This is a genomic window from Limosilactobacillus sp. (assembly GCF_022651205.1).
Taxonomy (GTDB): Bacteria; Bacillota; Bacilli; order Lactobacillales; family Lactobacillaceae; genus Limosilactobacillus.
Genome location: NZ_JALCQI010000001.1, coordinates 12,518 through 34,254, shown reverse-complemented (window position 1 = coordinate 34,254; position 21,737 = coordinate 12,518). Strand labels below are relative to the sequence as shown.

The window sequence follows — 21,737 nt, the reverse complement described above, 5'->3', positions numbered from 1 at the left end:
AGAATAACGTGAAATTAAAAATTCAAAGGAGCCACGTATCACTTGCAATTGCGGCATTTATTCTCTACCTTGCAATTCATTACTGGCCAGTGGTCGCTAAACTAATCAGTTCAATTACGTCTGCTGCGATCCCTCTTTTAATTGGTGGGATTGTCGCTTATATTGTTAACCTTCTTCTTCGCCAATATGAACATCTTTATTTGAAAGTATTTAAGACAAAGCAAGCCCAAAGATACCGACGTCTATTTGGAATTATTTTTTCCTACTTAACGATTATCCTAATTCTTGTAATCGTCTCTTCCTTGGTAGTTCCAGAACTAATTTCATGTATTAAATTGCTGGTCGCTAATCACGGTCAAGTGGTTGATAAGTTCGTTAAGGCAATTGAGCATAACCAGGATCTTAATACTCTCTGGGATAGCTTTGACTTAGAAAAAATCAAATGGAACCAGGTCGGTAAGTATCTTACCCTAGGATTCGGTGGAACGTTTAAGGCCGTTATCTCTACCGCCTCTTCTGTGGTCTCAGCAGTTACAACTACTGTTATTGCCTTTTTCTTCTCCGTCTACCTGTTAATCTACAAGGAAATGTTGATCCGGCAAAGCAGAAAGATAATTAACGCTTACCTACCACGGCTAAGTGAAACCTTCTTTTACGTTATTAAAGTGATTAACACCAGTTACAGTAATTACATCGCTGGTCAGTGTAAAGACGCTGCCATTCTAGGGATCTCATGTTTTATTGGGATGAGCATCCTTCGCCTACCATATGCTTCTATGATTGCGGTAGTAACTGCTATTGGCGCCCTTATCCCGATTATTGGTGCTATTTTAGGTGCTAGTATTGGGGTAATTATCATTTTTGCAGTTTCACCCTTCCAAGCTGGAATTTTCCTGATTTTCATTATTGTTCTCCAACAGTTAGATAATCGAATTACATACCCGCTAATTGTCGGCAAGTCAATTGGCTTACCAAGTGTTTGGGTCTTCGCCGCTGTTATTATCGGTGGAGGGATTTACGGTATTTTAGGAATGATGTTCACTGTTCCGTTATTTGCCGCGATCTATAAAATTATTAGGACTGATACCCGTGAACGCTTAAAAACAGAATAGTCTTAAAAAGGTGTAGAGTTCTTTTTATGAGCTCTACACCCTTTCTGTTCAATGTAACGTTTAATTTTTCATAGAATATTACTTTTCATCCTGAAGACCATCTTTTTGATTTAGCTTCATCATTACAGCCAAGAGATGACGACTCTTTAACCCCGCAAGTACTGCATCAATTCCAAAGTTCATTAACCGTTCATTGGCAGGATTAAAATTTGGGTTATTTGGAACCGTCTCATTTTTCAATCGGGCATTAAGAATTTCAACAAAGCGATCATATGCTTGTTTAGGGTAATCATTCGCGGTAATTTGAAGAATTCCCTGCCGAATATCATCAATTGCAAAGGTGTTTTTAAAGAAGCCGATCAGTAACAAATCAACGATCTGGTTAACCGCATACTTTTTCTTGATCGGAGCCTGGATGGTCTTTTTCTTAACGTAATTGTTAATCATCGACTTAGTAAGGGGCTCCATTCCTAAGCTAGTAAGATATTCATTAATCACTGCAGCCACTTGATCAACATATAGTCCAAGGCTTGGTAGTTCTTCCCATTTTGGAAAGTGCAGCCGTGAAAGATTATTTTCCCAGCGCTTAAATTCAACTAAGTTCATCCTCATTGACCTCCTTACTATTAACAATTCCAATTGACTGATTAAGATAATGATTCGTTTCGATTGCCGTTTGTAATACAGGAATCAACTGGTTAATCCCAAGTTGATCGCCACTCATCTGCTGTCCTTCAGCAATTATTTTAGCACTAGTATCATCTGTCACGAGTGGCGGAATGCGAATAATCGTATACGGAATCTCAAACTCATCAATCATCTTGATTGCGTACTGATGTGACATTATCATCGACCGAGCATTTTTTCCGTACCACTTCTCCACTTGTTCCAAAGAAGCATCGTCTGCTGTTCCGGGAATGCTTAGCATAATGATCTTTGTCGGCAAGAAAATACTCTTATCTATTAATGTTGCTAGCTCTTGAACTTCATCATCAACATAGTCATTTGGCAATGGCAACCAGCACAACACGTCCCCTGCCCGAAACTGGACTTTAAAATTAGTTGACACGATGGCATCAGGCATCTTCTTAATAAGTCGCGATGCTAATTCATCACCACGATTATCAACCAGGACTAATCTTCCCATCGACATTGCCTCCCTAGTTAAACAAATATCACCAAGTCATTAGTTCGTCTTCCACCGTCGCATCCTCAATTCGTACATCCGTAATCGTACTCTGCTCCAAAAGTGGCAACAGAACCTGAATATTACCGGTGAAAAGAAATCGTGTTTCTTTTGGGGCTTCCTCTAACATATGTGCGCCTAATTTAACGGCATTTTCAACTGGGAAACCTGTTCCCATAACCGTGACAACGCAGTCAACGCTATCTGCCATTTCAACATTCCGTGCAGATGTTAAGTGACTTCCCTCAAAGTAGTAAATTATCTTTGAAAATCTCATCAACGTTGAAACATCCTGACTAGTAAAGACTACTATCGAATCCGTCTTTTTAGTGTAGTCAGCGATTAAGTCACCCATTGTCAATCGACTATTTTCATCTAAGTCATCAAAAGCATTATCAAGAAGGACAATTGGACGACACCACGAAAGAAGAAGGACAATTCGCAGCTTTTGACACTCATCAGGAGTAAGATCATTAATTCTCTTACCAGGAATAATTCCAAGTGATTCAAGCATCTGGTTAGTCTGTTCAACCGTCAAAACATTTTGATGGTGTTTAAGACTATTCTTGACAGCCTTTAAGACGGTTTTTCCTTTTAATTCGACATCGTCAAAATGAGCGACTAGTGAATTCCCGTGCCGCCGGTTGATCTTTCCCAACGGTTCACCATTAACTAGCACTGTTCCTTCTTCAATCGTTCCTTGATCATCCAAGAGTTGCTTTAGTGCCGCGGTCGCTCCATCATCGTTACTACAAAATGCAATTACTTGCGGTGATGTTAATTCTAATGAAACATTTTCAAGTTGGTCACCAGACTTAGCGTCAAAAGTCAGATGATCTAAGACAATACTACTCAAATCGAGTCCTCCCCAAATAAGAAACGTTATAAATTAATTTTATCATGTAATTATGAAAATAGACTATGCCATTGCCTTAAAATCGTTATAATATTTCACCAATTAAAAAATAATAAAACACTTTTAGCATGGCCGTTAACTAATATTACTGATTCTAATAAGATTGTAAGCATTTACTAATAAATTAATTTATACTGTTATTTATCGCCCTATTCATCTAAAATAGAATAAGAATCAATCACGTTATAATAGAAAGAGGATTTCAAATGACAGCAATGAACATCATTTATATCTCAATTGAGGGGAATACGCGTTCATTCCTTAATCGAATGTCCACATATGCTAAACAGCAGCACAGTTTCAACCCCGATAGTCCATTACTAAACCTTAAAGAGGTTACGGATCAAACTGAACCAGCAAACGAACAAGAACCATTCTTCGTCTTTGTTCCAACCTACTTGGATGGTGGTGATGGGATCACTTCAGGTTTCACTGAAATTATGACTAATTCTCTAGGTGAATATATTGCTTATGGGGATAACGCTAAAAAGTGTCTTGGCGTTGTTGGAAGTGGTAACCGCAACTTCAACGAACAATATTGCTTAACTGCTCGCAAATACGCTAAGCAATTCAACGCACCATTCCTTGCTGACTATGAGCTCCGCGGGACATCCCAGGACATTGAAACGATCTATGGACGTTTAGCAAAAAAATGGAATGAGAAATAAAGCTAATAAGTAAATAAAAAGGAACCGGAAATTCCGGTTCCTTTTTATTTACTTATTTAATCTTCCTGCGTCAACTCACCGCTGCAAATCAGCCAGGTAATCCCATATTTATCGACAACTTGTCCAAGCTTATTATTAACGGTCTGACTGCCAAATGGAACTGTAACTCGCTGATCATCAGAACTTGCTAATTTATCAAATAGTTGTTTTGCCTCTTCCTCATCATCACCAAAGTTAAGCATAATTGAAACCATGGATGATGATTGTGGATTAGTCATTGTTGCATCCGCACAAATTAATTTTTGACCGGCAACCGTAAATACTCCACGAAACGTTGTTGAACTTAATGTCTCAGTATCTAATCCCCAATTTTCCGCCTGCTCCTTGCTTAACGGCTGGTGATAAATAATTTCAGCATCGAAGTTCTGCACGTAATAGTCCATTGCTTCCTTTGCGTTTTCAAATGTTAAATATGGGTATATCTGCGCAGTCATGTTTTTCCTCCGATAAAATCTTCCTTCCTGATTATATTGTTCATTTGAAGTCTCGTCAAACCGATGTGTAAAAATGAGACATTACCATTCGAATTTCCCATCACAAAACGCTTTTTCTGTTTTAATTTCAAATTACTAGCTCTTAATAATGGGAAAATCAAAAAAAGTTTTGTTCTAGACCAATTATTTTTTTAGAGTGCTGGTTCTCTCTACATGAATACGTCAATCAGTTGATCCATTATGTCACTAAGCATCACGTGAAGAAAACGTTTACCATTTCTAATGCATAATTGCCCGCGAAAGTATATAATTATACCGTTAGAAGATTTTCTGAATATTCAGAAGGAGTGAACATTTTGGCTACAGAAAATAAGGCATTAATTACATTGTTTGGTGCAACTGGTGACCTAGCTAAGCGGAAGCTCTACACTTCCCTTTTCAAGCTCTACCAAAAGGGCTACTTAGCTGACCACTTTGCATTACTTGGTACTTCCCGTCACGAAATGAGTGATGAAGAATTCCAAGAAATGGTATTAGACTCAATTAAGGATATTCCTGCAAAGGATGGCGAAGCAGAAGAATTTTCTAAGCACTTCTTCTACTGTGCTCACGATGTTACTAAGCCAGAACACTACGCTAAGTTAAGGGATCGCTTGGCTGAACTTGACAAGCAATTCGGTACTGAAGGGAACCGTTTATTCTACATGTCAATGGCTCCACAATTCTTCGGTACTATTGCCATCAACATTAAGAAGCAAGGTTTGTTAACAGATGATGGCTACAACCGTCTTGTTATTGAAAAGCCATTCGGTCGTGACTTCGATTCAGCTAAGAAGTTGAATGACGAATTATCACAAACATTCGAAGAAAACCAGATTTTCCGGATCGACCACTACCTCGGTAAGGAAATGGTTCAAAACATCCAAGCATTGCGTTTTGGTAACCCTGTTATCGAGGCCCTTTGGAACAACCGTTACATTGACAACATCCAAGTAACCCTTAGTGAAAAGCTTGGTGTTGAAGAACGTGCCGGTTACTACGACCATTCTGGTGCCTTACGTGATATGCTTCAAAACCACATTATGCAAGTTGTTGCTCAATTGGCAATGGAAGAACCAGTTGCCTTTACTGACGACGATGTTCGTGTTGAAAAGATTAAGGCATTACGTAGTTTACGTGTTTACACCCCATCACAAGCAGCTGCTAACTTTGTTCGTGGTCAATACGGTGCTGAAGGCAGTCAACCTGCTTACCGTAATGAAGATGGTGTTGATCCAGAATCAGGTACTGAAACATTCGTTGCTGCTAAGTTGATGTTTGATAACTACCGTTGGTCAGGTGTTCCGTTCTACGTTCGGACAGGTAAGAAGCTTGCTGATAAGTTCACGCGGATTGACGTGGTCTTCAAGAAGCCATTAATTGACATCTTTGCTAACCCTAACTCCGGTAACGAACAAGCACTTCATTCAAACGTTCTGACTATCTTTGTTGAACCTAAGTCTGGCTTTGCTCTTCAATTGAACGCTAAGCACGTTGGTCAAGGTTACACAACCGAACCAGTTGACTTGAAGTTCCTTCAAAGCGATTCTGCTAAGAAAGAATCACCAGAACCATATGAACGTCTCTTCCACGATGCTCTTGAAGGAAACCACACTAACTTTGCTTCATGGGCTGAAATTGCATACGCATGGAAGTTCGTTGACGTTATTCGGAACCTTTGGGACATCGAAAAGCCTCAATTCCCTAACTACACTCCTGGATCAATGGGTCCTGCCGCAGCTAGTGAATTGTTAGCTCGTGATGGTCGTAAGTGGGTTTACGATCTTAACAAATAATTGAATATCATTTACTAAGAAAGCCACGAAGCAAAAATTAATTACTTCATGGCTTTTTTATTTGTATTTTTACTAGTATTTGCTGTATAATAATTATTGTGAAATTAAACACAAGATTAGCTAAGGAGCGTAAGAATATGTCAGATCAAAAAGCACAAATTGGTGTTGTTGGTTTAGCTGTTATGGGTAAGAACCTTGCCTTAAACATTGAAAGTCGTGGATTTACGGTTGGTGTTTATAATCGTCACCGTAGCCGTACTGATGAAATGATGCGCGATCACAGCGACAAAAAGTTAGTGCCAAGTTACACGATTTCAGACTTTGTTGACTCACTAGAGAAGCCACGTCGAATTCTCATGATGGTTAAAGCTGGTAAACCTACTGATGCCGTTATCGACGAATTATTACCACTACTTGATAAGGGTGATGTCCTAATTGATGGTGGTAACACCAACTTCCACGATACGATGGCCCGTAACGCTAAGTTGGACAAGTCTGGTATTAACTTTATCGGAATGGGTGTTTCTGGTGGTGAATTAGGTGCCCTTCACGGTCCATCATTAATGCCTGGTGGCCAAAAGGAAGCCTATGACTTGGTTGCTCCAATCCTTACTCAAATCGCTGCTAAGGCAGAAGAAGACGGTAAGCCATGTGTTTCCTACATCGGACCAAACGGTGCTGGTCACTACGTTAAGATGGTTCACAACGGTATCGAATACGGTGATGAAGAATTAATCGACGAAAGTTATAACATCATGCGTAACGTTCTCAAGATGCCTGTTGATGATATTGCAAAGACCTTCGCCGAATGGAACAAGGGTGAATTAAGCAGCTACCTTGTTGATATCACTGCTGACATTCTCACTCGTAAGGATGATCTTGGTGATGACAAGAATGCCCCAATCGTTGACATGATCCTCGACCGTGGTGCTAACAAGGGTACTGGTAAGTGGAGTTCTGAAACTGCCCTTGACGGTGGTGCACCACAATCTGTTATTACCGAAGCTGTTTACGCTCGTTACATTTCAATGATGAAGAAAGAACGGGTTGAAGCAAGTAAGGAATTACCTGAAGACGTTGAAGCTGTTTCAATCGACAACAAGGAAGAAATGATTGAAAAGATTCGTCAAGCCCTCTACTTCGGTAAGGTTATGAGTTATGCTCAAGGATTTGAACAAATGCGGATCGACTCCGACCGGTACAACTGGAACCTTCAATATGGTGAACTAGCTCAAATCTGGCGTGCAGGATGCATTATTCGTGCTCAATTCTTACAAAACATCACTGATGCCTTCACTAAGAACCCAGACTTAAAGAACCTCTTGTTCGACGATTACTTCAAGGACATCGCCAAGAAGTACCAAAAGGCTATTCGGGACGTTGTTACCCTTGCTGTTAAGGCTGGTGTTCCAGTTCCATCACTTAGCGCTGCTATTAGTTACTACGACTCATTCCGTGCAGAAGTCCTTCCTGCTAACTTACTCCAAGCTCAACGTGACTACTTCGGTGCCCACACTTATGAACGGACTGACCGTCCAGGTAACTTCCATTACAGTTGGTACGAAGAACAATAAATCAACTGAATAATCAATAAACTTTTACGTTAATTAAGGACTTATGAAAAAATCATCATAAGTTCTTTTTTTCGTGCTTAAATAAAGATTTACTAACATTCCCGACTACCTGATCATTTTATTATTATCGTTGTACTATTACTTCCACCATTCTGCCCATTAGCCCTATACCAATTAAACATTTTTATCTAATAAGCAAATTATTTAGTAACTTTTTTCGTAAAAATTTACTAAAAGGTTATTGACATCTTTTTTGAAAGCGCTTAACATAATTGCTGTAAGTTATTTAAGTTGTTGTAGAAAAGAGGAGTTAATATGGATAAACCTAATGGAGAACAACATATTGTCCGTTCGCGCCTTGCATATTCGCTAGGTGCATTTGGGCATGATGCTTTCTTTGCATTATTATCTACTTACTTTATGATGTACGTTACTGGTCACTTGTTTGATTCTAGTGATAAGGCCTTCGATAACCGGATGGTTGGGTATGTCACCGTTATCATTCTTGTTTTACGGATTGGTGAATTAATTATCGATCCAATGATCGGGAACGCGATTGACCGGACCCACACTCGTTGGGGTAAATTTAAGCCTTGGGTTGTTGGCGGTGGTGTTATTTCAGCCGTTTTGCTTGCCGCCCTCTTCACGCCACTAGGTGGTTTGAACTTAAGTAACCCAATTCTTTACTTAATTCTGTTTGCTATTATTTACATCATTATGGATGTCTTCTATTCCTTCAATGATGTTGGTTTCTGGTCCATGGTTCCTGCGATGTCCTTCGACTCACACGAACGTGATAAAATTGCTACCTTTGCCCGGGTTGGTTCAACTATTGGTGGTCAGATCATCGGATTTGTTATTATGCCAATGGTTCTGTTCTTCTCAGTAAAGCAAAATGGTGGTACTGGGGATGACCGTGGTTGGTTCATCTTCGCCGTAATTGTTGCTGCTATCTCAGCAATCACCGCAATTGGTGTTGGGATGTTTACTCACGAACAACAATCATTGCTTCGTGAAAACAAGGAACAAACTAAGTTCAAGGACATCTTGAAGATTCTGGTTAAGAATGATCAACTTCTTGCCATTGCCATGTCCTACCTGTTCTTTACTACTGGTCAAACACTATTGAACAGTTTTGAACTTTACTACTTTACTTACATTCTGGGTAACTCCAAGGCCTTCTCAATCCTTGGTGGTTTGAACACCGTTGTTGGTGTTATCTCTGTCTTCCTCTTCCCACTATTCTCCGGGAAGATTGGTCGTCACAAGCTCTTCTACGGAGCTGCTTCAATCGAAGTTCTTGGTGCAATTATCTTTGCCTTTGCTGGCAAATCATTAGTTCTTGTTTTGATCGGTGCCGAATTATTCTTCATTCCACAACCAATTATCTTCTTGGTTGTTTTGATGACCATTACCGACTCTGTTGAATATGGTCAATTGAAGTTAGGACACCGTGATGAATCACTGACATTATCTGTTCGTCCATTACTTGATAAGTTCGGTGGTGCCGTAGCTAACGGTGTTGTTGGTATGGCTACTGTTGCTGCTGGTATGACCGGTGGTGCTACTGCTGCTACTGTTACTGCTCACGGTGTTAATGTCTTCAAGATTTACATGTTCTTAATTCCAATTGCTTTAATTCTCGTTGGTATTATTATCTTCGCTATTAAAGTTAAGTTGGATGAAGGCTCCCACGCTAAGATTGTGGCTGAACTTGAAAAGACCTGGGGTAAGCAATTTAACAAGGACGATAGCGACAACGATAATGCCGCTTCCGAACCTGCTCCTCAACCAGTTCCTGGTGTAACTGAAATTCCTGCACCTGTTGCCGGAACCGTTGTTGACTTGAAGAATGTCAGTGACCCTGCATTTGCAAACGGCAGCATGGGACAAGGATTCGCAATTAAGCCATCTGACGGTAAAGTTTACGCACCATTCAGTGGTACTGTTCGTGCAACTTTCTCAACCCGTCATGCGGTTGGATTAGTTTCTGACAGTGGAATTGCCCTATTAATCCACGTTGGTATTGATACCGTTAAATTACATGGTACTGGATTCGTTACCTACTTTAGTAAGGGACAACACGTTAATAAGGGTGACGAATTAATGGAATTCTGGGACCCAACCATTAAGAAGGCTGGTCTTGACGATACCGTTATTGTTACCGTTACTAACAGTGAAGAGTTCGACTTCAAGCAATTAATCAATGCTAACCAAGAAGTTACAACAACTGATAACGTTATGGAAGTTACTAAGAAGGACCAAGAAAAGTAGTTCTTATCCTTTAAAGAAAAAGCAACTGAGATTTTTCTCAGCTGCCTTTTTTGTTTTATAATCAACAATGGAGGTGTGAAGATGGCTAAAAGTAAAGTTACCGCGTGGTTTTTCGTTATTCTATGGGCAATTGTCCTCATTTTAACGTTTATGAATAAGATGATGCTCGCAATGGACCTGATGGCAATTGGAATGTTCCTAGACGCAGTCGTCTGTTTAATTAAGTCCTAAATATAAAAAGAGTACGAAGTCAAAATTGTAATTCATTGAATTACGGGGTTGACTTCGTACTCTTTGTTTTATGTGTGTTGCTCCTGGCAACGATCCTAATGCAGCATAGTTAAAACGTGTTCGCAGGGAAGCCCCTATAGACAACAAACTCCCTCCCAGATGCTTTCAAGCATCCAGTCGGGAGAAATTGTTCTAGGCAACATAGTAGAAACGTGCTTGCCAGGGACTTGCTAAAGCTAACGCCCTTCCGGCTAGACGTGACATGTCACATCTTCACCAGAAGAAATCGTTAGCCAACCGCAAGTCCTTTGCTGGTTCACACTCTATTTTACCTGATCCACCGCCGTACGAACGACGAGGACATCGACGGGAGCGTTACGCTTAACGTAGGAAGTAACAGAACCCATGATTGCCCGTTGCATCCGAGATAAACCACTGGCACCCATCATGATCATGTCATTGTGGTGGTCACGAACAAAGTCAAAGGCAATGATTGTCTTTGGGTTTCCAAGCCGAATGTGGATATCAATGTTATCAAACTTTTCTTGTTCCTTAACCCGCTTCAAAACATCATCAAGGTATTGCTTGGACTTATCAACTAATTGGTAAGCAATGCTACCATCAGACATTCCAGCAAAGTTATAAGCCATAGCACGAGTATCGATAACATTTAGTATATCAATGTGTGCCTTACCGTTACGCTTTGCAACGGCAACCGCACGTCCTAATGCTAATTCAGATTCCTTTGAGCCATCCATTGGAACGAGGATGTTTTCATATTCTTGATCCATAATAGAACCCTCCATTCAACCTCTTCAATTATTGTCTCTATTGTACCATTAAATATTCTTCGCTTGTAACCTTGCATTTATTATTTATCACTTTTATTCAGATTCACTGAATTATTAACCATTTGACTTGAACCAGGCAATCAATTACAATCAACGTTAAATAATATTAAGATTTAATTAGGGATATTTAATAAATTCTAATTTGCATCTACCGAAACGAGGTAATTATCGTGGATAAAATCGATCGCAAAATTGTCAATATTTTACAAAAAAACGCCCGAGCGTCCTTAAAGGATCTCTCTAAAGAATGTTTTATTTCCTCCCCTGCAATTGCAGCCCGAATTAGCAAACTTGAGCGTTCTGGTATCATCGAAGGATATCAAGCAACCATTAATCTAGAAAAAATTAACTTCCATGTTAAAGCGTTTATTCAAGTTCAACTTGAACCACGACAGAAGAAAGAATTCTATCCATACATTCAGCAAATTCCAAACGTCATTGAGTGCAACTGTGTTACCGGTGATTTTTCTGAAGTTATGGAAGTCGTTTTCCCGTCAACAACTGATCTTGATGATTTCATTAACGACATTCAGCAACGATTTGGAAAAACAAGCACACAAATTGTCTTTAGCACCAGCGTTGATCACCGGGGGGTTCAACTAAACGAACCAAAAGAATAAGTAGTCAGGAGTTTGTTAGATCATGCTTAGTTATCGTCGAGCCAAAACAAACGATCTTGCAGAAATCATTAAGATCTATAACACTGCAGTGCCAAGTCACGAGATCACCGATGATGAAATTCCAATTACCGTGGAAAGCCGTCGAGACTGGTTTAATCATTTCAACGATGACTTTCCCATTTGGGTTGTTGAGAAGAGCAATACAATCATTGGCTGGTGCGCCCTTGGTCAATTCTATCCCCACCGTGCTTACCGTTTCTCTGCTGAAATTTCGGTTTACTTAACCCCAGATACCCGGGGACACGGTTACGGTCAACAAATCTTGAATTTCATCAACCAGCAAATTAACGATCACCTTAACATCAAAACGGTAATCGCCTACGTTTATGAAAATAACCTTCCAAGTCAGAAAATTTTTGAAAGATCTGGCTATCAACAATGCGGCTGTTTACCACAGATTTCATTCATTGATGGAAAATTAAAAACATTGAATATCTTTGCTAAACACTTCTAAAAGAAGCCTAAGATTTGTCCAAAATGAAAATAATCATTTTGAACTAACCTTAGGCTTCTTTAAATAATAACTGAAAATTGGCTTGTTTCTACTGCAATATGGTTGAGAGCTGTTCGCCGCGACTTTCCTCGACCTAACGAATCAGGCAACATGGCCGAGATCTGTTCGCCAGGAGCTTGCTAGAGTTGATATTTTTACTGCAACATAGTCAAGAACTGCTCGCCGTGACCGCAACTTCCGCCTAGCTATCCCGTCCTTGATTGCAAGCCAATCATCGTCCAGGATTTTCTAGTGCTCAGTTGCTAGTCCGTCACGGCTCACACTCTAGTTTTTTCCATACGTATCCAAATAGTGGTTGTACTGTTCGCGGTTAAATTCTTTTTCGGATTCACCGATAACTAGTGTGGCGATGGAATTACCGACAACGTTTACGGCAGTTCGTCCCATATCAACAAACCGGTCAATTCCGGCGATGAAGGTAAGTCCGGCGATCGGTACCCCAATCGTTGAAACACTCGCTAGAAGAACAACGAATGAGGCTCCTGGCACCCCGGCCATCCCCTTACTGGTAATCATCAGAACAACCAATAAGGTAAACTGGTGGGCAAAGGTTAAGTGAATTCCGTATGCCTGAGCAAGGAAAAGCGCTGCTAGTGACTGGTAGATTGCTGAACCATCAAGGTTGAAGGTGTACCCGGTCGGAATAACAAAGGAAACGATTCCCTTGCTAACACCCATCTTTTGCGTCTTCTCCATCAACCGTGGCAAGGTAACTTCAGAACTTGCCGTGGTAAAGGCCAAGATAATTTCATCCAGAATTACGTGCATCATCTTCCAGTAACGCAAGTGGAAAAGGTGGGCCGTAATCCCTAAAATGATGACGATAAAAATGATCATCGTTGCATAGGCAATTACGATAAATAGCCCTAACGGTAACAGGGCACTGATCCCCATTTCGGCGATTGTCATCCCGATTAAGCCAAAGACCCCAATTGGCGCAAACTTCATTACCCAGTTAGTAACCTTAAACATTACTTCCGCAACTGCGTTCAATACGTCAATTAAAATCTTGGCTTTCTCGCCAACCGATGCAATCCCCAAACCAAAGAGGACTGAGAAGAGGATTACTGGCATCATATCCCCATCAGACATTGACTTAAAAATGTTTGTCGGAATAATTGAAAGGATTAGATCCCAGAAGCCACTGTCATGTGAGGCAGTCTTTGCGCTTGCCATGTACTTTGAAATATCAGTTGCATGAAGCTCATGAATATCAATAAACGTTCCCGGGTGCGTAATATTTCCGATCACTAGTCCAAGAATAATAGCAATTGTTGTCAAAACTTCAAAGTAGATTAATGTCTTTCCACCAATCCGTCCTAACTTTTTAATATCACCAATGTTCGCAATCCCGACCGTTAAACAAGAAACAACGATTGGCATTACAATCATTTGGATCAAACGAATGAAAATTGTTCCCAAGCTCTGCATGACCTTGATCGCACCAGTATTGTGGTAAAAGATCATCCCACAGATAATCCCTAATACTAGTCCGATCATAATTTGCCAGCCCATGCTTAGGCGTGAAATTCGGTATTTTTTCACCTTAAATCAGACTCCTTAAAAAATGTCTTGTTCTACTTTAGCATATTTTCAAGGGATTTTCTTAGTAAAATTTAAATTTTGCTTAACAAAAGACGAACAGTTATTTTACGTTCATAATTGTTTATTCACCTATCTTTCTCAATGAAAGCGATTTTATTTTCAAGTAAATAGAAGTAAGATAGTAATATAGTTTGATTTCAAAGAAGAAACTTAATAATTAAATCATAAGGACTAGAGAGGTATAGCTAAAATGAAGCAAACTTACATTAATGGCAAAATCTTCGTTGGCGATACGGAAGATCATTTTGCAAACAGCATGATTATTGAAGATGGTCATGTTAGGTGGATTGGCAACGATCCTACTCCAGAGGGAGAAACGATTGATCTCAATGGTCAAACCGTCCTTCCGGGATTAATCGACTGTCACACTCACCCAAAGTACATTGCTGACGCACTCCATGGTGTTGCATGTACTCCACCAAATGTTAACAGTATCAAAGAGATGCAGGAAGCACTTCGGAAATCTCCCGCTTATGGTAAGGGAGAGAATACATGGATTGAAGGCTGGGGATTTGACGAAACAAAGTTAGCTGAACACCGTAGCCCTAACCGGGATGACCTTGATGCCGTTTCAACCACTCAGCCAATCTTTATTTACCGTTCCGACTGCCACTCTTCAGTAGGTAACTCTAAGGCACTTGAGCTTGCTGGAATTGATGAAAACACTCCAGATCCAGTTGGCGGTAAGATCGAACGCTTTGATGATGGTCGGCCAACAGGTTTCATGCGTGAAGTTGCTGCATCTCAACTCTTGATCCGTGCCAAGTCCGCTCAAAGCTATGAGGGCGATGTTCAAAACATGATTAATAGTTCTAAGCACTACCTCGCTAACGGACTAGTTGCAATTGGCGAAATGATGGGGCGGATGAAGCCTTATACTACCCTCAAGCTTTATCAAGATGCCGTCAAAGGCGGTTTTGCACCGAAAGCATCAATCTACTATGTCTTTGACGAAATCGATCCTGAAAAGGGACTTCAACCAAGCGGTAACGCAAAATTACGGGTTGCTGGGATTAAAGTTTTCATGGACGGGAGTATTTCTGGTGAAACAGCCTTTACTTCCGAACCATACCCTTCTGGCAAGATGGGGGTTAGCCTGACATCGAAAGAAAAACTAACCCGTGCCGTTAACATGGCGCGTGAGAACAAACTCCAGTTAGCCGTTCACGCGATGGGAGATCAAGCAATTCAGACCGTTATCGACGTTACCAAGGATTTGAAACCATGGCTTGATGAAATGCCTTCAGTCCGGATCGAGCACGCTTCACTAATGACTGATGACATGTTTGCTGAGATTGCCCACAGCAAGATGAAATATGCCCTAGTAACCCAGCCAATCTTCTTCTTTGCTGAAGATGAATCATACCGTCACTACCTCAATGCTAAACAGTTTAAGTTAGCATACCGGGTTAAAACAATGCTTCACTCCAAGGCAATGCTTGGTTTAAGCTCTGATGCTCCTTGTACGCCGTGGGCTGAGCCAGATAGTCCATTCTACAGTATCTATGCTGCGGTAACTAGGAAGGCCGCTAACGATGATATCGTGAACCCTGAAGAGGCCATTACGGTTCCTCAAGCAGTTCTTGGTTATACTCGAGACGGCGCAAAAATTGGTGGCTTCGATGATAACGGAACTCTGGAAGCCGGAAAAGCAGCTGACTTTGTAATTCTCAATAAGGACATCTTTACCGTGCCTCACGACGAGTTGCAAACGGTTCGGGTTAAGGAAACCTGGATGGCAGGGAAAAAGGTTTTTGAAAATTAGGTAAGAATGATTAGGGATCGGGGTTAACTCGGTCTCTTTTTGTTTTTACTGCGCTTCGCCCGAGTTTCCTAGAGCTAGCAGCCTCCTTCCTAGGCGCGAGTCGCCTTCGTCAGGAGAAATTGCTAGCTTTCCGGAAACTCTTTGGGGCGAAGGCACTCTAATTTTCAATTGATGCCGCTTTCAAAGAAGTTTACAATAGTATTGTGAATACGTTTGCAAATAATTTTGGGGATTGGAGTGAGAAATTTGCAAGAAGTAAAGAAAAAGCATCGGTTTCATATGCCGTCAGCGTTTACTATTCTATTCATTATTATCGTTATCATTGCTGCACTAACCTGGATTATTCCGGCTGGGACATACGCAACTGATAAGGCTGGAAATATTATTTCTGGTACTTATCGGGCTGTGAAAAGTAAGCCGCAAGGGATCTGGGATGTCTTTATGGCTCCGGTTATCGGGATGGTCGGTGACAAGAAAACTGAAGGAGCTATTTCAGTTTCACTATTCATCCTGGTTATCGGAGGATTCTTAGGGGTCGTAAATAAAACGGATGCCTTGAATGAAGGAATTAGTTCAATCGTTCACCGTTATAAGGGGCGCGAAAAACAACTAATTCCGATTTTGATGATCCTTTTTGCCATCGGTGGTTCAACTTACGGAATGGGAGAAGAAACAATTGCTTTCTACCCACTCCTAATTCCCGTAATGATGGGAGTTGGCTTTGATTCACTTGTTGCCGTTGCAATTGCCCTAGTTGGGACTCAGGTTGGGTGTCTAGCATCAACCGTTAACCCGTTCGCCACCGGGGTTGCTTCACAGACATTACATATTTCACCAGGTGATGGTCTGGTATCCCGGGTTATTCTTCTGGTCATTACTATCGCAATTAGTATTATTTATGTTTATCACTATGCTTCCGTAATTGAAAAGCATCCTGAAAAGTCGTTAGTTTACGGTCAACGTGCAGAGGACGAAAAGCGCTTTGCAATTAAGGTTCGTTCCGGGGAAGATGACTTCAAGATGACAAAGCGGCAAAAGGCTGTTATTTGGCTCTTTGGTTTGACCTTCTTAATTATGATCCTCGGCTTGATCCCATGGACTAACCTAAACAGTCATTGGACTTTCTTTGATACCTTCACCAAGTGGCTTACTGGTATTCCATTCTTAGGAAACTTACTAGGACAGGACATGGCACCACTAGGAACCTGGTACTTCAACGAAATCACCATGCTCTTCCTTTTCATGTCCGTTCTAATTATGTGGGTTTACCACATGAAGGAAAGTGAATTCATGGACGCCTTTATGAAGGGAATGGCTGAATTCCTTAGCGTTGCAATTATTGTTGCCGTCGCCCGGGGGATTCAGGTAGTCATGAATAACGGAATGATCACCGGGACTGTTCTCCATTGGGGTGAAACTGGCCTACACGGTCTTTCACAAAGTATCTTCATCATCTTGACTTACATTTTCTACATTCCAATGTCATTCTTAATTCCATCAACTTCAGGACTTGCTGCTGCAACAATGGGAATCATCGGTCCATTGGGTCACTTTGCCCACGTCTCCGGTAGTCTAGTAATCACTGCCTACCAAGCTGCTTCTGGTTGGGTTAACCTGATTACACCAACTTCTGGAATTGTTATGGGAGCCTTAGCAATCGCTCACGTTAATATCAGTATTTGGTGGAAGTGGATGCTGAAACTAATGATCTACCTCTTCATCGTTACTTGTGTATTCCTAGGCGTTGCTGCTGTACTTTAGGAGGAATAAATAATGTCACAATTAGTTACCGAAAAAGAACAACAAGAAGCTGTTAATGCTCTTGAAGAATTAATTTCCGTCCCTTCTTATAATCAAGATGCAGAAGACGGTGCCCCATTTGGTCGTGGGATCCGAAATGCCCTTGATAAAATGATGGAAATTTGTAAACGCCTTGGCTTTAAGACTTACGAAGATCCTGATGGCTATTACGGCTATGCTGAGGTTGGGGAAGGTGACAAGGTCTTTGGCGTAATCTGCCACCTTGATACTGTCCCTGCTGGTGATCCAAAAACATGGGAACATGATCCTTTCAAAGGCACGGTAGTTAACAATGCCGTCTATGGTCGAGGCTCTCAAGATGATAAGGGTCCCGGAATTGCCGCATTATTTGCTGTTAAAGCCTTAATGGATCGTGGTTACAAGTTTAACCAACGAATTCGCTTCATCTACGGAACCGATGAAGAAATTCTTTGGCGAGGAATTGCCCAGTATAACAAGAAAGAAAGCCAAATTGATAGCGGAATTTCCCCTGATGCAGAATTTCCACTTATTTACGCCGAAAAAGGACTTCAACAATCCTACCTTGTTGGACCAGGAACCGATCAATTTAAATTGAGTCTCAAGAACGCTTTCAATGCCGTTCCTGATAAGGCTGTTTATGACGGGCCAAAACAAGACGAGGTCAAAGCATCCCTTGATAAGCATGGTTTTAAATACACTAGCGATGAACACTTAATTACCGTCTTAGGGAAGTCTGTTCATGCGATGCTTGCACCACAAGGATCCAATGCAGTCCTTCGTTTAGCAATCGCACTAGACGATGTCTTTGACTTTAAGCCACTTGATTTCATCGGTAAGCTCTTCAAGGAAGATGCCACCGGTACTAACCTGCTCGGTGATGTCGAGGACGAATCTGGTCACTTAACCATTAATATTTCAAGCTTAGAAATTAACGAAAAGGAAACCCGGATGCAAATTGATCTCCGGATCCCCGTTACCGTTGATCGGGATAAATTACTGGATAAACTTGCTCAACGAGTTGCTCCATATGATCTTAAATACGTTCACTTTGACTATGTTGCACCGTTATACGTTCCAAAGGATAGTAAACTAATTCAAACCTTGATGGACGTCTACAAAGAACAAACTGGCGATACCACCGCCACACCACAAATCTCCGGTGGTGCCACCTTTGCTCGAACAATGCATAACTGTGTTGCCTTTGGTGGAATGTTGCCAACCACCCCCGACTACATGCACCAAGCCAACGAACAGTGGCCTCTCAAAGACATGTTCAAAGCCATGGAAATCTACGCTCAGGCAATAAGGAGATTGTGCGTAGATTAGAAGAGTGCGAGCCGTGACGAACTAGCAACTGAACACTAGAAAATCCCGGACGATGATTGACTTGCAATCAAGGACGGGATAGCTAGGCGGAAGTTGTGGTCACGGCGAGCAGATCTTAGCTATACTGCAGTAGAAACGCTAACTCTAGCAAGTTCCTGGCGAGCAGATCTTAGCCATGCTGCAGTTAACCCGTTCTAATTATTGACATAACTAAATAGGCTGAGAGTTAAGAAAAAAATTACTCTCAGTCTATTTTTGTACAACAATGCTTAATGAATATTATTGATTTCATTTTAATTTCGCCTTATCATCCATACAAGAGATTAATTGTATGGATTACAATATAGGAGAGTGATTTGAATGCCAGTTAACGACTTTAGCCATCACCAGCTTACCTGGTACCCCGATAAGGGTAAGTTACAACGGCCAATTTATAAGAGCTTAATAGAACAACTAAAAGTCGCAATTAATAACGGAGAGCTTGCTCCAGGGACTAAACTTCCACCGCAAAGAGAATTAGCTGACTTTCTCGATATTAATTTCACTACCATCACCCGGACATATAAACTGAGTGCACAGCTTGGCCTAACCTTTGGGATTCACGGTAAAGGAACATTTGTTAGTCCTAATGGAATCGATCCGCTAACCGCCAATTCTCGCCAACGTCACACCATTGACTTAGGCTTTGCCGCCTCATTTGAACAAACAAACCACCTACTGGATCAAGTAATTAAAAAAACGGTTAAGCAAGGAGCCACCCAGCTCTTAACGTATGACTCTCCTACTGGTCGTGAAGTAGATAAATTGGCTTTTAAGAGTTATCTTCAGTGGCTAGGAGTCGAACTTCACATAAATCAAAGAGTTCTTGTAACCGCTGGTGGAGAGAATTCGTTAACCCTTCTCCTCATGATCATTTTTTCGCGTGGGGATAAAATAGCGGTTGATGAATTTACATATGGCAACCTAATCGCAACTGCTCAACTTAACAATATCCAACTAGTTGCAATCAAAAATGACCAGTATGGGATGGACCCAACTGATCTTGAACGTAAATGTCAAAGTAATAATTTAACTGGCCTCTACCTAATGCCCGAATATAGCAACCCAATGGGAATAACATTGAACACTAGCCGCCGTAACGAACTAGCAACAGTCGCTAAAAGACACCACCTTAAGGTTATTGAGGATGATTACCTAAGCTTTCTAAGTCGAAATAATCATGAGAGGCCACCAAAATTAATGCAGCTTCTTCCCGACCAAACCTTCTACATCTGTAGCATGTCAAAGGTGCTTGCATCAGGATTACGAATCGGTTATCTTGCCTTTCCTCAAGCCTATAAACAGCAAATTGAGAATGGCTTCTTCAATACGGTAGTCAAAGTTTCTTCCCTCAATAGTGCAATCGCGACCGAAGCAATCAATAGCCAAACTATTTACAAAATAATCGACCATAAGATGTCACTAGCAAAAGAAGCTAATAAACTATTTGACAGCATTTTCACTAATGCTCCAAAAACCAGCCTAACTGATATTGCATTTTTTAGACGGCTTCCTATCAAGAAGAAAATGAGTGGCCAGAAAATTGAGCGCGATTTGGCAGACATTTCTATTCGTTGCTTTAGTTCTGATCGTTTTAAAATAAATGCTTCAGCAACAGGTGCTTTCCTTCGTGTTTCACTTTCCGCTACTAGTTCTCTTAACGAGCTAGCATATGGCTTAAAGAAGCTAAAAGGGTACTTAAAATCACAAAAACTAATATAAAAAAAGCTAGGGCGCGTGACAGAAGTCATTCATGACTTCGTTTTCACGCCCCCGCAAGCACAAATAGGGCTTCAGCGTTCGGATTTTCCGAGCACTGAAGCCCATTTGTGTACTGCGTCGTTTGTATTTCATCTAGGTAATATAGCTTATGTCATTTATTCTTATTTTGTCGTCTGTCGTTTAATTAAATGGGTTCCAACGACCGTCTTACAAGGGTCATTAGCCGGATGAGTAAGCCGCTTAGCCATTACATCAACGGCTGCATGAGCCATTTCATCAGTTCCAACATGGATTGCCGACATACTTGGGTAAACGTACTTCACAATTGCTGTATCGTTAAAGCTAATCATTGCTAAACGATCGGGAATATCAATCTTGGCTTCTTGAACGGCCTTTAGTGCCCCAACAGCCATCGGGTCATTAGCGATAAAGATTGCGTGAGGTAACTTGTCACCAAGCTCATCAATCGCTTTCTTCATCGCCCGGTAACCGGACATTGAAGTGTAATCACCAGTAAGCATGTATTCTGGATGATAAATTCCGCGCTGACGCAAATCAGCTTCAAAGTATTGGCGACGCAGATCAGGAACAACTTCATTATCAGTCGTCTTTTCTGTTCCGGCGAGCATCCCAATATCCTGGATTCCTTCATCCAAGAACTCATTAATAACCGTATGAACCGCATTTTCGAAATCGGGCACTAAGCAATCATAACCCGCTGCTAAACTGTCAAAGTCAACAAAGACGATATTATTGGTTACCAACTTTAACTCTTGAACCTGCGAATTACTAAACTTACCAATTGCTATGATCCCTGTTACATTCCGGGGGATCTTCTCTAAGTCATTTTGGTAAATCGGAACGGTTTGGATTCCACGTTGTTGAGCGGATCGCTCAATCTCCATCCGGATCGCCATGTAGTACAGGTCATCAAGTTCTTGAGTCAGGGAATACCATTGCACAATCGCTACTCGTTGCACTTGGTCACTCCGCGTCCGCTTATGTTTCGTGTAATTCAACTCCTCTGCTGTGCTCAAAACCCGCTGACGAGTATTTTCATTGACAGAAAGCGTCGAATCATTATTTAAGATCCGCGAAACTGTTGCAATTGAGACGCCAGCTCGACTGGCAATATCACGTAACGTTGCTGCCATGGCAGTCAC

19 protein-coding genes are annotated in these 21,737 nt (G+C 41.2%); 12 read left to right on the top strand and 7 right to left on the bottom strand.

Annotation, left to right across the window (positions count from 1 at the left end; translation table 11 throughout):
- Positions 1–8: 8 nt before the first annotated feature.
- A complete protein-coding gene (locus tag LKJ51_RS00165; RefSeq protein WP_291978443.1) occupies positions 9–1,112 on the top strand; it encodes an AI-2E family transporter in 1,104 nt (367 codons plus the stop codon).
- A gap of 78 nt (positions 1,113–1,190) precedes the next feature.
- Here the strand turns inward: LKJ51_RS00165 and LKJ51_RS00160 are convergent, their stop codons facing one another.
- From LKJ51_RS00160 to LKJ51_RS00150, 3 genes are read right to left on the bottom strand one after another with little or no spacing between them, the layout of a single operon-like run.
- Positions 1,191–1,718: a DUF1836 domain-containing protein gene (locus tag LKJ51_RS00160; protein WP_291978442.1), complete on the bottom strand. Its 528-nt coding sequence runs from the start codon at positions 1,716–1,718 to the stop codon at positions 1,191–1,193.
- A complete protein-coding gene (locus LKJ51_RS00155) occupies positions 1,705–2,259 on the bottom strand; it encodes a saccharopine dehydrogenase related protein (protein WP_291978441.1) in 555 nt (184 codons plus the stop codon). The genes LKJ51_RS00160 and LKJ51_RS00155 overlap by 14 nt, the downstream gene beginning before the upstream one ends.
- Before the next feature lie 28 nt (positions 2,260–2,287).
- Entirely contained in the window at positions 2,288–3,154 is an 867-nt protein-coding gene (locus tag LKJ51_RS00150) for a multidrug ABC transporter ATPase (protein WP_291978440.1), read from the bottom strand.
- A gap of 266 nt (positions 3,155–3,420) precedes the next feature.
- Between LKJ51_RS00150 and nrdI the strand changes: the two genes are divergently transcribed.
- Positions 3,421–3,882 (top strand): class Ib ribonucleoside-diphosphate reductase assembly flavoprotein NrdI, encoded by a 462-nt coding sequence (gene nrdI / locus LKJ51_RS00145; RefSeq protein WP_291978439.1) that lies wholly within the window; start codon positions 3,421–3,423, stop codon positions 3,880–3,882.
- A 56-nt stretch (positions 3,883–3,938) separates the two neighbouring features.
- On the opposite strand, the gene LKJ51_RS00140 is transcribed toward nrdI, so the two are convergent.
- Positions 3,939–4,376, bottom strand: coding sequence for a VOC family protein (locus LKJ51_RS00140; RefSeq protein WP_291978438.1), 438 nt, complete (start codon positions 4,374–4,376; stop codon positions 3,939–3,941).
- Between the two features lie 356 nt (positions 4,377–4,732).
- Between LKJ51_RS00140 and zwf the strand changes: the two genes are divergently transcribed.
- From zwf to LKJ51_RS00120, 4 genes are all read left to right on the top strand, one after another.
- A complete protein-coding gene (zwf, locus tag LKJ51_RS00135; protein ID WP_291978437.1) occupies positions 4,733–6,211 on the top strand; it encodes a glucose-6-phosphate dehydrogenase in 1,479 nt (492 codons plus the stop codon).
- A gap of 137 nt (positions 6,212–6,348) precedes the next feature.
- On the top strand, positions 6,349–7,785 hold the full coding sequence (gene gndA, locus LKJ51_RS00130) for an NADP-dependent phosphogluconate dehydrogenase (RefSeq protein ID WP_291978436.1): 1,437 nt from the start codon (positions 6,349–6,351) through the stop codon (positions 7,783–7,785).
- A gap of 315 nt (positions 7,786–8,100) precedes the next feature.
- The gene (locus tag LKJ51_RS00125) at positions 8,101–10,059 is read left to right on the top strand and encodes a glycoside-pentoside-hexuronide (GPH):cation symporter (RefSeq protein ID WP_291978435.1); all 1,959 of its coding nucleotides are present in this window, start codon (positions 8,101–8,103) and stop codon (positions 10,057–10,059) included.
- Between the two features lie 81 nt (positions 10,060–10,140).
- Positions 10,141–10,290, top strand: a complete 150-nt coding sequence (locus tag LKJ51_RS00120) for a hypothetical protein (protein WP_291978434.1) — start codon at positions 10,141–10,143, stop codon at positions 10,288–10,290.
- A 323-nt stretch (positions 10,291–10,613) separates the two neighbouring features.
- On the opposite strand, the gene LKJ51_RS00115 is transcribed toward LKJ51_RS00120, so the two are convergent.
- Positions 10,614–11,081: a universal stress protein gene (locus LKJ51_RS00115; protein ID WP_291978432.1), complete on the bottom strand. Its 468-nt coding sequence runs from the start codon at positions 11,079–11,081 to the stop codon at positions 10,614–10,616.
- 230 nt (positions 11,082–11,311) lie between these two features.
- Here LKJ51_RS00115 and LKJ51_RS00110 point away from each other — a divergent pair, with 230 nt between their 5' ends.
- Positions 11,312–11,761, top strand: a complete 450-nt coding sequence (locus tag LKJ51_RS00110) for an Lrp/AsnC family transcriptional regulator (protein ID WP_291978431.1) — start codon at positions 11,312–11,314, stop codon at positions 11,759–11,761.
- Positions 11,762–11,783: 22 nt separating this feature from the next.
- Positions 11,784–12,275, top strand: coding sequence for a GNAT family N-acetyltransferase (locus LKJ51_RS00105; protein ID WP_291978429.1), 492 nt, complete (start codon positions 11,784–11,786; stop codon positions 12,273–12,275).
- A gap of 324 nt (positions 12,276–12,599) precedes the next feature.
- Here LKJ51_RS00105 and LKJ51_RS00100 read toward each other — a convergent pair whose 3' ends face one another.
- Positions 12,600–13,880 carry a cation:dicarboxylate symporter family transporter gene (locus LKJ51_RS00100; protein ID WP_291978428.1) on the bottom strand — a complete coding sequence of 427 codons (1,281 nt, stop codon included), beginning with the start codon at positions 13,878–13,880 and terminating at the stop codon, positions 12,600–12,602.
- A gap of 250 nt (positions 13,881–14,130) precedes the next feature.
- Between LKJ51_RS00100 and LKJ51_RS00095 the strand changes: the two genes are divergently transcribed.
- The 4 genes from LKJ51_RS00095 to LKJ51_RS00080 all read left to right on the top strand — a co-directional run bounded on the left by LKJ51_RS00095 (position 14,131) and on the right by LKJ51_RS00080 (position 20,574).
- Positions 14,131–15,705: an amidohydrolase gene (locus LKJ51_RS00095; RefSeq protein ID WP_291978427.1), complete on the top strand. Its 1,575-nt coding sequence runs from the start codon at positions 14,131–14,133 to the stop codon at positions 15,703–15,705.
- Positions 15,706–15,984: 279 nt separating this feature from the next.
- Positions 15,985–17,466: a YfcC family protein gene (locus LKJ51_RS00090; RefSeq protein ID WP_434737661.1), complete on the top strand. Its 1,482-nt coding sequence runs from the start codon at positions 15,985–15,987 to the stop codon at positions 17,464–17,466.
- A 12-nt stretch (positions 17,467–17,478) separates the two neighbouring features.
- Positions 17,479–18,813 (top strand): M20 family metallopeptidase, encoded by a 1,335-nt coding sequence (locus LKJ51_RS00085; RefSeq protein ID WP_291978425.1) that lies wholly within the window; start codon positions 17,479–17,481, stop codon positions 18,811–18,813.
- A gap of 360 nt (positions 18,814–19,173) precedes the next feature.
- Positions 19,174–20,574, top strand: a complete 1,401-nt coding sequence (locus LKJ51_RS00080) for an aminotransferase-like domain-containing protein (protein ID WP_291978424.1) — start codon at positions 19,174–19,176, stop codon at positions 20,572–20,574.
- A 161-nt stretch (positions 20,575–20,735) separates the two neighbouring features.
- Here LKJ51_RS00080 and LKJ51_RS00075 read toward each other — a convergent pair whose 3' ends face one another.
- Entirely contained in the window at positions 20,736–21,728 is a 993-nt protein-coding gene (locus tag LKJ51_RS00075; RefSeq protein WP_291978423.1) for a LacI family DNA-binding transcriptional regulator, read from the bottom strand.
- Positions 21,729–21,737 lie beyond the last annotated feature (9 nt).